The organism is Denitraticella aggregata (assembly GCF_048158365.1).
Lineage (GTDB): Bacteria > Pseudomonadota > Gammaproteobacteria > Burkholderiales > Rhodocyclaceae > Azoarcus_F.
Genome location: NZ_JBLLNL010000012.1, coordinates 44,864 through 56,856, shown reverse-complemented (window position 1 = coordinate 56,856; position 11,993 = coordinate 44,864). Strand labels below are relative to the sequence as shown.

At 68.1% G+C, this 11,993-nt stretch carries 7 protein-coding genes; 6 read left to right on the top strand and 1 reads right to left on the bottom strand.

Translation table 11 applies throughout. From position 1 onward, the window contains the following. The first annotated feature begins 64 nt into the window (after positions 1 to 64). The 4 genes from ACKVEX_RS13990 to ACKVEX_RS13975 all read left to right on the top strand — a co-directional run bounded on the left by ACKVEX_RS13990 (position 65) and on the right by ACKVEX_RS13975 (position 4,929). Positions 65 to 1,423: an alginate export family protein gene (locus tag ACKVEX_RS13990; protein WP_473216349.1), complete on the top strand. Its 1,359-nt coding sequence runs from the start codon at positions 65 to 67 to the stop codon at positions 1,421 to 1,423. A gap of 114 nt (positions 1,424 to 1,537) precedes the next feature. Next, complete coding sequence (locus ACKVEX_RS13985; RefSeq protein ID WP_473216348.1) at positions 1,538 to 2,956, top strand: aldehyde dehydrogenase family protein; 1,419 nt, start codon at positions 1,538 to 1,540, stop codon at positions 2,954 to 2,956. Positions 2,957 to 3,040: 84 nt separating this feature from the next. Beyond that, positions 3,041 to 3,910, top strand: coding sequence for a hypothetical protein (locus ACKVEX_RS13980; RefSeq protein WP_473216347.1), 870 nt, complete (start codon positions 3,041 to 3,043; stop codon positions 3,908 to 3,910). Next, positions 3,907 to 4,929, top strand: coding sequence for a U32 family peptidase (locus tag ACKVEX_RS13975; RefSeq protein ID WP_473216346.1), 1,023 nt, complete (start codon positions 3,907 to 3,909; stop codon positions 4,927 to 4,929). The genes ACKVEX_RS13980 and ACKVEX_RS13975 overlap by 4 nt, the downstream gene beginning before the upstream one ends. A gap of 56 nt (positions 4,930 to 4,985) precedes the next feature. Here ACKVEX_RS13975 and ACKVEX_RS13970 read toward each other — a convergent pair whose 3' ends face one another. Beyond that, entirely contained in the window at positions 4,986 to 5,576 is a 591-nt protein-coding gene (locus ACKVEX_RS13970) for a DUF2946 family protein (RefSeq protein ID WP_473216345.1), read from the bottom strand. A 171-nt stretch (positions 5,577 to 5,747) separates the two neighbouring features. Here ACKVEX_RS13970 and ACKVEX_RS13965 point away from each other — a divergent pair, with 171 nt between their 5' ends. Both ACKVEX_RS13965 and ACKVEX_RS13960 read left to right on the top strand, forming a co-directional pair. Further along, entirely contained in the window at positions 5,748 to 8,567 is a 2,820-nt protein-coding gene (locus ACKVEX_RS13965) for a PD-(D/E)XK nuclease family protein (RefSeq protein WP_473216344.1), read from the top strand. Further along, positions 8,564 to 11,989, top strand: coding sequence for a UvrD-helicase domain-containing protein (locus ACKVEX_RS13960; RefSeq protein ID WP_473216343.1), 3,426 nt, complete (start codon positions 8,564 to 8,566; stop codon positions 11,987 to 11,989). Before ACKVEX_RS13965 ends, ACKVEX_RS13960 begins: the two co-directional genes overlap by 4 nt. Positions 11,990 to 11,993 lie beyond the last annotated feature (4 nt).

The window sequence follows — 11,993 nt, the reverse complement described above, 5'->3', positions numbered from 1 at the left end:
CTACCGGATCCAAACCACGAGACTGCCCCGACCAAGGGTCGGTCCGCTCAAAGGAATCACGCCGATGACACTCACCGCCCTGGGACGCAAACCCGGTTTCACCCTGGCCGCAGCTGCCGCGGTTGCCTTCGCGATGCCGGCCAGTGCATTCGAACTCTACAACAAGGATGGGGACGAGCTGCACTTCGACGGCATCGCGATGTTCGGCCTGTTCTACAGCGAAAAGAGTTACGGGACCTTCGGCACCCGATCGGAGGGCAGTCGGTCGTGGCGCGAGGGGTTTGTAGACTACGGATTCACCGGAACCAAGATGACCGGTGACGCTTCGTCCCTTTACGGCAGGATCAGCCTGCTGAGTTCCGGCACATGGGGTGATGGAGATGCGGGTGGTGTCACGTCCGGGAACGAGCGCCGGACGGCAGTGGAGGATGCCTATCTGGGCTGGCGCTCGGGGGCCTTGGTGCCGGCGCTCGGTCAGGATGGCATCGACATCTCGTTCGGCCGTCAGCAGCTGATCATCGGTGACGGTTTTTTGATCAACGGCGATGCACTGAATCTGGGTGACGGGCTGGACCGGGAGTTCGGCACGAACTTCGATCGAGGAGGCGCCTACTGGTTGGCGGCGCGCAAGGCCTTCGACAAGACCGCAGTGCTGCGGCTCGGAGGCGGCGAGGGCTTGCGTTCGGACATCTTCTGGTTGGAGTCGGACAACAACATCCAGGCGCGGATGGAACTCGCCGGCGTGAATGTGGAGTATGTGTCCGAGATCGGGACCTTCGGGGTGACGTACATCGAGGGGCTCGGCGTCAGCAAGAGACACGCGACCGACAGCGGCAACACGCATCGCGACGGTCAGAAGACCTGGAGTCTTCGCTACCAGGGCAACGCAGGCGTCGAGAACCTGTTTCTGTCCGGGGAATACGTCGATCAGGATCAGGGCGACTCGACCCGGCGGGATGGCACGGCCTGGTATCTCGAGGCCGGGTGGACGTTCGCCGACGTCGGTTGGACCCCCGAAGTCGCGTACCGCTACACCGACTACAGTTCCGATTTCGACCCGCTGTTCTTCGGTTTCAGCAGAGGTTATGGCACCTGGTTTCAGGGTGAGGTCGCAGGTAACTACGCGGGTCCCTTCGGTCGGGACGCCAAGATTCATCATGTCCGCCTAGGCGTGAGCCCGCGCGAAAACCTGCAGATCGGTCTCAATTACTTCGATTTCAAGGATGCGACGGTGTTCGGCGGGCCCGACGTGAGCGGACGAGAGCTGGACATCTACGCGATGTGGACCGTTCATGACAATCTGATCATCAGCCCGCTGATCGGTTTCTACAATCCGAAGAAGAGCGAGGCCCAAGGGGGCACGCAGATTGGCAGCAGTGGCACCAGCACCTACGCGCAGGTGCTCTTCATCGTGCCGTTCTGAACCGTCAGCGCTTTGCGTACGTCGCCTGATCCGGCGGGGAGTGGCCGGTTGCCGACGATCGCAGCCGTCAGTCGCGCCCATGCCTCGTGCTTCCCAATCGGAGGAAAAACATAAATGAACAGACAATTCTCCCTGATCATTGACGGCCAGGCTGTGGCCGGTGATCGTGGCGCTTTTCCGGTGATCAATCCGGCGACCGAGGAAGTCTTCGCGGAATGCCCGACCGCGTCGATCGAACAGCTCGATTCGGCCGTGCGGGCGGCTCAGCGCGCGTTCGAGGCCTGGCAGTTCACGTCCGCCGAAGAGCGCCGTGCCATGTTGACCGCGATTGCGGACCGGATCGAGCAGAACGCGCCGGAACTGGCCGAGCTCGTGGTCAAGGAACAGGGCAAGCCTCTCGCACTCGCACAGATGGAGGTCAGCGGCGCGGTGGTCTGGACGCGGGCCGCGGCGGCGCTCGAGCTTCCGGTCGAAGTCATCGAGGATTCGGCTACGAAACGCATCGAACTCCATCGCAAGCCGCTCGGTGTGGTCGGGTCCATCACGCCATGGAACTGGCCGCTGATGATTGCCGTGTGGCACATCATGCCGGCGCTGCGGGCCGGCAACACCGTGGTGGTCAAACCGTCCTCGTTCACACCCTTCAACACGATCCGCCTGGTCGAGCTCATCAACGAGGTCGTGCCCCCTGGCGTCGTCAGCGTCGTGACTGGCGGTGGCGGTCTGGGGCGCGAGATGTCGCGCCATCCCGGCATCCGCAAGATCGTATTCACTGGTTCGACGCCGACCGGGCAGGACATCATGCGCAATGCCGCCGGGAATCTGAAGCGGCTCACACTCGAACTGGGCGGCAACGACGCCGGCATCGTGCTGCCGGACGCCGATGTGGACGGGGTGGCCGAAGGGATCTTCCAGACCGCATTCCTGAACATGGGTCAGACCTGCGCCGCGCTGAAGCGCCTCTACGTTCATGATTCCGTCCATGACGCGCTGTGCGAGCGTCTGGCGAGAATCGCCGCCGTGCAGAAGCTGGGCGACGGCCTGCAGCCGGGCGTGACCTTTGGTCCGGTGCAAAATCGTGACCAGTATCAGCTCGTGTGCGAACTGGTCGAGGATGCGAGGGCCAACGGCGGGCAGATCCTTTGCGGCGGCGAGCCGCTTCCCGGCCGGGGCTATTTCTATCCGCCGACCATCGTGAGCGGCGTGACCGACGGAATCCGGCTGGTCGACGAAGAGCAGTTCGGTCCGGTGCTGCCGGTCATACGTTATACCGACGTCGAGGATGCGATCGCGCGCGCCAACGCCAGCGAGAACGGGTTGGGGGGTTCGGTCTGGTCTGCCGACATCGACGCGGCGCGCAAGGTCGGCTCGCGGTTGGAGTGCGGGACCGTCTGGATCAATGGGCATGCGGAGGTGCTGCCCCATTGCCCGTTCGGCGGGTGCAAGATGTCGGGCTTCGGGGTCGAGTTCGGACTCGAAGGGCTGCTCGAGTACACCGCCCCGCAGTTGCTGAACATCAATCTGCCGCAGTGATCACCGATCTGTCCCGGCGTCTCCTGGTCCGCTCGCTGCCGAGCGGCGCCAGCGGGGGTGCAGCATGACTGCGCGACCGGCGCGATGACGATCACGGAGCTTGCGATCAGTGCGGTCACGCCGCCGACGCTGGGTTGGGCGCATGCGGACGCGTCCACCCGCATGCGCCATTGGTTCGACATCGTCGAGGACGCGCCGCTCGCGCATTGGCTGGCACGCTTCGAACTCACTCATCTATATTTGGGAAGCGAGTTCTGCGAGCACCTGTTACCCTCGGCGCACACGCTGCGCCGAGGGCTGGCCCGTGCGGCCGAGGCGGGTCTGCAACTGGCGTTGCTGACGCCGGTCGCCTCTCCACAGGTGGTGCGCCAACTCGCCGAACTGCTGCCGATGCTGCCAGAGCACGCGGAGGTCGTCGTCAATGACTGGGGGGTTGCCGCGTTGCTGGCAGAGTCGCACACCGGGTTGCGGCCCATCGCCGGCCGCATTCTGTGCCGCATGATCAAGGACCCGCGCCTGTCCGGTGAAAAATGGGCGCCCCAGTGCGCCCCGGCCGTGGACTCGGGTCCTCGACATGCGCTACTGCAACGACTGGGCCTCACCCGTATCGAACTCGACATGCCGATGTTCGCCGACCTCCATACCTTCTCGGACCTGCCCTGCGCGAAGGGGGTGCACCTGCCCTACGCGTACGTGGCCAAGGGTCGCATGTGCAGACCGGGCTCCATGTCGCTGAGCGGAAGCGAGCGCTTTGCGGTCGGCCGCAAGTGCCGCAAGGAATGCCTGAGCCTGAGCGCAGTGGTCGAACGCCCGGGGGCTGACGACCCGCACGCGACCGTGCAGCTTGGAAACACCGTATTCAGTCGTCACACCGACGGCATGCTACGCGTGCTGATGAGTGCCGCCGACCAAGGTGCGATCGAGCGCGTGATCGTGCCGGGAGAGCGGCTTTGAACATCGTCGCGCCCGTCAGCCGCCTGGAGGAGGTCGAGGCGCTCGCCGCCGCAGGGGCCGACGAACTGTACTGCGGCGTACTGCCGCGCGAATGGATCGACCGCTTCGGCGTCGCCAACGCGAACCGCCGTCCCTCGGGAAACCTCGCCGGCTATGACGTGCTCGAAACCGCGGTCGAGGCGGCCCACCGCAATGGCGCAACCCTGTCCCTCGTGATGAACGCGCAGCAATACGCGGGCAGTCAGCTCGACGCCGCAATCGAGCTGGCCGAGCGTTTCATCGGTATGGGCGGGGATGCTCTGATCATGAGCGACCTTGGTCTGATCCCGGTGCTGTCGGCGGCGCTGCCGGCCGCACGCATTCACGTGAGTTCGGTCGCGACCTGCCGCAACAGCAGCGCGGCCCGGCTGTGTCGTGATCTCGGTGCGCGTCGACTCATCCTGCCGCGGGACGTCACGATCGCGGAAGCCTGCGAGATCGCGACCGAGGTACCCGATATCGAAGTCGAGGCCTTCGTGCTGAACGACGGCTGCGTGTTCGAGGAAGGCGCGTGCCATACCCTTCACCTGCCCAACCGGCTCGGTGGGCCGATCTGCCTGGACAGCTACGTGTATCGGTACCGCCAGCGCAGGGGCGGCGATGTCGACGCGCCCATGCAGGCGCGCATCGACGCGAACGACGCGGCCTACCGCACGTGGCTGTGGTATCGCTTTTCCTGCGGCTTCACCACCACGCCGGACGGCATGCCCTATGGACCCTGTGGCCTGTGTGCGATTCCGGCCATGCAGGCCGGCGGTGTCCGGGCGGTCAAGATCGCCGGACGCGAGGGGCCGACCGCGCGAAAACTTGCGAGCGTTCGCATGGTTCGCCAGATCGTCGATGCGGTCGACGCCGGCCATCCGCCGGATGTCGTGAGGGCGCGGGCGAGGAAGTTGCGTCCCGCGACCGATCAAGACCATTGCGCAACCGGCTTCATGTGCTACTACCCGGAGGTTGCGGACTGCGCGCAGGTCGAGTAGAAGGGGGCGCGGCATCGCTGCCGCGGGCCCGATCGAACCCCGGTTGTAGTCAGTACTCAGGGCGATGTGGCCGCCGGGTCGGGCGGTGCGGGGGCGGGGTTGAAACCGAACACGGCGGGTGCGTCGGCGCGGCGCACGCTTCCGACCGGCAGACCGTTCCAGGTCACGCCGCGGCCCTGACGCCGGCCGGCGAGCGTGGCCAGCAGGTCTGCCTCGCTGGCCGGTGTGCCGTCCGCCGCGCGACAGGCGTCCAGAAAGCCCGCCAGGTCGCGATCGTCGAGCAGACCGGGGCCGGCGTCGGTGCGCATCAGCACGCTGCCGTCCTCGTCCAGATAGACCGCCCGGATCGAGCCGGCCGGCGTACCGGTGTGGGTCCGCAGGCGACCCTCGCCGTCGAAGCGCAACACCAGCGGCATGTAGTCCAGCGCGACGAAGACCTTCTGCGGGCCATTCTGCACGATCCAGTTGCCGTCACCATCGTGCGTGTAGAACCTGTTCAGGAACGCATTCAGGCCGGCATGGGTGACCGTTTCGCCCTGGAAGCGCCAGGCGCCTCGACGGTCCAGGGACAGCCAGCCATAGCAGGCGGGCACGTTCGGCCATTTCGCGATCGCGGCCACGGGGTCGTAAGGGGTGTCTGCGGACATTGGTGAGTTCCTTGTCATTCGGTTCGAAGTGCGCGCAGCGGGCGTGACATCAGCCCCTCCTCGTCGCACCAGCATAGCGCGCCCGGGCCGTTGTGTGCGCAAGCGTCGCCAGGCTCGCCCAATGAGCCACCCCGGCAGGCATAATCATGCCAATCCCCGTGGATGCGACCGATGACAGACCTCAAGCCCGACGAACTGGTGTTGTGTGCGACGCACCGGCAGGCGCGCACGCTGCGCGTCGCCGCGGTCACGGCCGATGCGGTGTCGGTCGCGGCGGGCGGCGCAGTCCGTATCCCGACGACCGCGACCATCGTGCAGTGGCTCGACGAATTCGCCGAAGAGACCCTGCTCAGTGGCGACATCGACGCGTCCGAGGTGCCGTACCGGGTGCTTGGCCCCCAGGCCGAACGACTGTTGTGGGCGGCCGTGATCCGCGAGGCGCTCGGCGAGGATGAAACCGCCGAGCTGTTCGACGTGTCCGGACTCGCCGCCGAGGCGAGCGTCGCCAACGAACTGATCGAGACCTGGTCGCTCCACATCGATCCGGCGCGCGCCGGCGAGGAGGCGCGCCGCATGATCACGTGGCGCGGCGCGTTTCTGGCGCGCTGCCGGCAACGGAACTGGGTCGCTGCCGCAGCGCACCGCGTGTGGCAGGTCGGACTGGTCGAGCGGGGGCTTGGATGCTTGCCGGCGCGCGTCGTGCTCGCCGGTTTCGATCGCCTCGATCCACTCGAGAGGCGACTTTGCGACGCATTCCTCGCACGGGGCACCCGGGTCGAACATCTGCGGCCGGACGAGGCCCCTGCCGCGGCGGTCGAGCAGGTCGTGCTGGATGATGCCGACGCCGAGTGTCGGGCGGCGGTTCAGTGGGCGGCGGATGTCCTCGCCGCAAGGCCCGGCGCGACGATCGGCATCGTCGTGCCGGACCTGTCCGCACGCCGCGCCCGGCTCACGCGGCGCCTCGACCATGTCTTCGCCCCGTACGCGGTGAGCGCGCGGCACGCACAGCGCCAGCGACCCTACAACCTGTCGCTCGGCGTACGCCTGGCGGAACTCGCGCCGATATCGGTCGCGTTGTCGCTGCTGCGACTGGCCGTGTCGGCGCACGGCTTTGCGCAGACCGAGCTGGGCGCCGTGCTGAACCGGCCCTACTGGGGCGCCGACGTCGCCGAAGCGGATGCCCGCGCGCGCTTCGATCTGAAGCTGCGTGCGCGGTTGCCGCTGCGCACGTCGCTGGTCGGCGTGATCCGCTTCGCGCGCAGGAACATCGTCGAGGGGCTGCCGCTGAAGCGGACCACCGACGCATTCGAACATATGGGTCATCTGCTCGACAGAATGCCGGCACGCCAGCTTCCGTCGGCCTGGCGTGGCTCGCTCGACAGGCTGCTGGCTGCGCTGGGCTGGCCGGGCGAGCGCAGCCTGTCCAGCCACGATTTTCAGGCCTGCAGTGCGTTTCGCGACGCGCTGGACGCGTTGGCGATGCTGGACGAACTCGTCGGGGCGGTGTCGCTGGGCTCGGCGGTCGCCCACCTGGCCGATGCGTGCCGGGAGCGCGTGTTCCAGCCCGAGACCGAAGGCGTGCCGCGGATACAGGTGCTGGGCATGCTGGAGGCCGCGAGCGAGCGTTTCGATGCGGTCTGGGTCATGGGGATGAACGACCATCTGTGGCCGCCGCCGGTCCGCCCGTCGCCTTTGCTGCCGGCCGAGCTGCAGCGCGACGCGGGTTGCCCGAACACATCGCCCGAGGTCCAGCTTGCGTTCGCCGGGGGGATCCATCGGCGTCTGCTCCATGCCGGCGCGCAGCTCGTGTTCTCATCGGCCGCGCGTGATGGCGAGTCGGAACTGCGGGTGAGCCCGCTTCTGGGTGGCCTGCCGAGCGCGGGCCGGATGCCGCCACTGGCGTCCACTTTGGGGGAACGGCGCTGTGCGGCACGCCTGGCGGCGGGGGTCGATCCGCTCGAGCGAATCGAAGACCATGTCGCGCCGGCCCTGGCCGACGGCGATGCGGTGCGCGGCGGCACCGGCCTGTTCCGCACGCAGGCGATCTGCCCGGCCTGGGCCTATTATCGGCATCGGCTGGGGGCCGAGCCGCTGGAGACGCCGGTCGAAGGACTGGATGCGCGCGAGCGTGGCTCGCTGGTCCATGCGGTGCTCGAACGTTTCTGGAGCGGTCGTTCGTCGCGCGCGCTCGCGAGCCTGGGCGAGGCGGGCCTGGGTAGCGCGATCACCGAGGCGGTTGATGCCGGCATCGCGCTGTTCTGCGCGCAACGGGAAACCCCCCTTCCGCCGCGTTTTCTCGCGCTGGAGCGCACCCGCTTGATCGCGTTGCTCGAGCTGTGGCTGGCGCTCGAGCACAAGCGCGAAGCCGCGTTTTCGGTGATGGCCTGCGAGCAGAAGGTCGAGGTCGAGATCGATGGCATTGCGCTGCGACTGATCGCGGACCGGATCGATCTGCTCGACAACGGTCGGCGCCTGATTCTTGATTACAAGACCGGCGCGACCATCGATGCATCCAGCTGGGCTGCCGACCGGATCACCGAGCCGCAACTGCCGATCTACGCGACCCGGGTCGCGAGCGAGCATCCGCTGGCCGGCATCGCGTTCGCGCAGGTCCGGCTGTCGGCGCAGAAGTTCGCCGGTATCGCCGCCGACTCGGGTCTGCTGCCGGGTGTGGCCGGCCTTAACGACGCGCGCAAGCTGTTCGATGCGTCGCGTTTCCCCGACTGGGAGGCGGTGCTCGCGCACTGGCGGAGCGCGCTCGGCAACATCGCCGCCGAGATTCGCCGCGGCGAGGCGGCGGTGCGTTTCACGCGCGAGCGCGATCTCGAGTATTGCGAGCTTCGCCCGATTCTGCGCCTGTCCGAGCGTCGCGCGCTGTACGCACAACTTGAGGCCGATGCGCGTGCGGCGAGCGGTCGTGACAGAGCGGTGCGCGGCGGCCGGGCCGTGTGCGGAACCGCCGCCGGCGACCCGGCCGGAGGCGCGGCATGAACCACCTTTCCAGGCGCGATCCGGACGCCGCTCCGGCCATGGCCGCGGGCGACGCGCCAGCGGCCCGGCTGCGCGAGGATGAAGCGGCGCGCGTGCGCGCGCTGGAGCCGCGCTCCTTCATCGTCGAGGCGCCGGCCGGCGCGGGCAAGACCGAACTGCTGAGCCAGCGTTACCTGATGCTGCTGGCGACGGTCGCGCATCCGGAGGAGATCGTCGCGATCACCTTCACCAACAAGGCCGCCACCGAGATGCGCAACCGCATTCTCGGCAACCTGCAGGGCGCTTCGGTCGGTCAGCGTCCGGCCGAAGCGCATCGGCAGACCACTTTCGAACTCGCGACCGCGGTGCTGGCGCGCTCGAACGAACTCGGCTGGCAGCTGCTGGACCAGCCGGAGCGCCTGCGCATCCTGACCATCGACGCGCTTTGCGGCGCGCTCGCGCGCCAGATGCCGCTGCTGAGCCGCTTCGGCAGCCAGCCCGAGGTCACCGACGACGCCGAGCCGCTTTATCTGGAGGCGGCCGAGCAGACACTGGCCCTGCTCGAATCCGGCCTGCCAGGCGTGTCCGACGTCGTTGCCGCGGTGCTCGCCTACCTGGACAACGACAGCGTGCGCCTGTGCCGGCTGCTCGGGAAGATGCTGGCCACCCGCGATCAATGGCTGCACAACGCCCATGCCGGGCTGGATTCCACCGACGTGCTGCGACAACTGGTGGACGACGAGATCGCCGATGTCGCGCGCCTGTTCGACGCGGACCTGCAGCGCGAGCTGATGCCGCTGGTGCGTTTCGCCGCGGACAACGTCGAGGACGATGCTCCGCTCACGCTGTTGCGCAGCTGGTGCGAGCCGCTCGCACCCGACCACGGTGCGCTGCCACGGTGGCTTGCGCTGTGCGATCTGTTGCTGACCTCGAAGGGCGAATGGCGCAAGGCGCTCAACCGCAACCAAGGCTTTCCGCCTGGTCCAGCGGGCCAGGCGCACAAGGAGGCGATGCTGGCGCAGGTTGCCGGGTTGCGCGAACGGGTTGGCCTGGATGGGGTCCTCGCCCGGCTGCGGCGCCTGCCGCTGGCCGACGCCTGCGAAGACGAAGGCGCGATCGTGCGCAATCTGGCCGCGCTGCTGCGCCTTGCGAGCGCGACGCTGTGGCAGGTCTTCCAGGCCCGGGGCCAGACCGATTTCATCGAGATCGCACAGCGTGCCCTGCAGGCGCTCGGCGACGACGCCGGGCCGACCGAGCTCGCGCTGCGGCTCGACTACCGGCTGCGTCACCTGCTGGTCGACGAGTTCCAGGACACCAGTCCGGTCCAGGTTCGCCTGCTCGAGCGGCTTACCGCGGGCTGGATGCCGGACGACGGTCGCACATTGTTCTGCGTCGGCGACCCGATGCAGTCGATCTATCGATTCCGCAAGGCCGATGTGGGCCTGTTCCTGCAGGCGGCTCATGGCGGAATCGGTGGAATCCCGCTCGAGCGCCTGCAACTGACACGCAACAATCGCTCCTGTCCGGAGGTCGTCGACTGGGTGAACGGTGCCTTTGCCGGCCTGTTCCCGTCACAGGACAACGTCGCGCGGGGCGCGATCCGCTACCGACCCTTCGTCGCGACCCGGGCCTCGCTGCCGGGTGCGGGGGTCGAGGTCCATCCGCTGTGCGTGTCGCCGGAACTCGCCGCCACCGAGGCCGACCGGCTCGAGGCCGAGCGCATCATGGCCATCATCGACCGGACCTGGGCCGAGGATCCGGCCCGGAACATCGCGGTGCTGGTGCGCGCGCGCACCCATCTGGCCCCACTGGTGGCCGAGATCCGCGCCAGCCGGCCGGATCTGCGTTACCAGGCGGTCGAGATCGAAGCGCTGGGGGGACGGCAGTGGATCGCCGATCTGATCACGCTGACCCGGGCCTTGTGCCATCGCGCCGACCGGATCGCATGGCTCGCCCTGCTGCGCGCACCATGGTGCGGGCTGTGCCTGGCCGACCTGCACCGGCTCGCGGCCGACGACCGGTACGCGACGCTGCCCGCGCTGCTCGACGACGAGGCGCGGGTGGCCGGCCTCAGCGAGGACGGGCAGGCACGCCTCGCGCATCTGCGTGCGGTCATCGACGACGCGTTGGCGCATCAGGGCAGGCAGGGCATGGCGCGCTGGATCGAGGGCGTGTGGTTGCAGCTCGACGGGCCGGCGCTGCTACCCGACGCCGGCGCGGCCCAGGACGTGGAAGCCTGGTTCGATCTGGTCGAGCGGCTCGAGGCCGGCGGCGGACTCGATCTGGAGCGGCTCCAGGCCGAGGTCGACAAGCTGTATGCGGCGCCCGACCCGGGGGCCGATGGGCGGCTGCGGTTCATGACCATCCACAAGTCCAAGGGGCTGGAGTTCGACACCGTGATCCTGCCCGGACTGCAGCGCAGCGTCGGACAGAACGACACACCGCTGCTGCGCTGGGAGGAGGTGGCGCTGAGCGATGGCGGGACGGGTCTCGTGGTCGCGCCGCTGACTGCCCGCGGCGGCAAGGGCGGCGCGCCGGCGACCTACCACTATCTGCAGACCCTGGAGGCGGAGCGCGGCAACAACGAGGACCTGCGCGTGCTCTATGTCGCTTCGACCCGCGCGATCCGGGCCCTGCATCTGGTCGGGCTCAGTCGATTGACGGCGGATTCGGGACAACCGGTGGCGCCGGGCGGTACACCGTTGCGCACGATGTGGCCGGTGCTCGCGCCGCAGTTCGAATCATCGCCGCCGCTGACACCGGATCCAGCCGATCCGCACGGATTCTTACCGGCCTACGAGGATTTCGTGCCACCGCTGCTGCGGCTGCGTGCGATCGGGCAGCCGGCCGCGCTGCGCGTGGAACCTCCGTGTGGCGACGAGACATCCGCGGTGCAGGGCGAGGATGCGTCGCCGGCCGGTCGCCATGCGCTCGAGGCTGATTTCGGCACGCTCGTGCACCGCTATCTCGAACTGATCGCACGCAGCGGCGTCGAGGCCTGGCCGGTTGATCGGATCGAGCGGCTGCGACCCGCGATGGCGCGCTGGCTGAGTCTGCAGGGCCACGCGCCGGCCGCCGCCGAATCCGCGTCCGTCGGAATCGTTGCGATGCTGAGCCGGACCGTAGCGAGCGAGACCGGCCGCTGGGTGCTCGCGCAACGCGCTGACGCGGCCTCCGAGCTGGCCCTTGCGACCGCGTCGGATGCCACGATCCGGATTCATGTCGTGGATCGGACCTTCGTCGAGGACGGAACGCGCTGGATCATCGACTTCAAGTCGGCCGAGTTGCCGCAGCCGCTCGACGATGCCGCGGTGGCCGCGCATGCCGCGCAGTATCGGGACCAACTCGCCCGTTATGCGAAGCTGTTTCGCGGCGACGGAAGACCGCTGCGTTGTGCGATCTACTACACCGCCCACGACCGCCTGGTCGACGTAGCGGTGTGAGCCT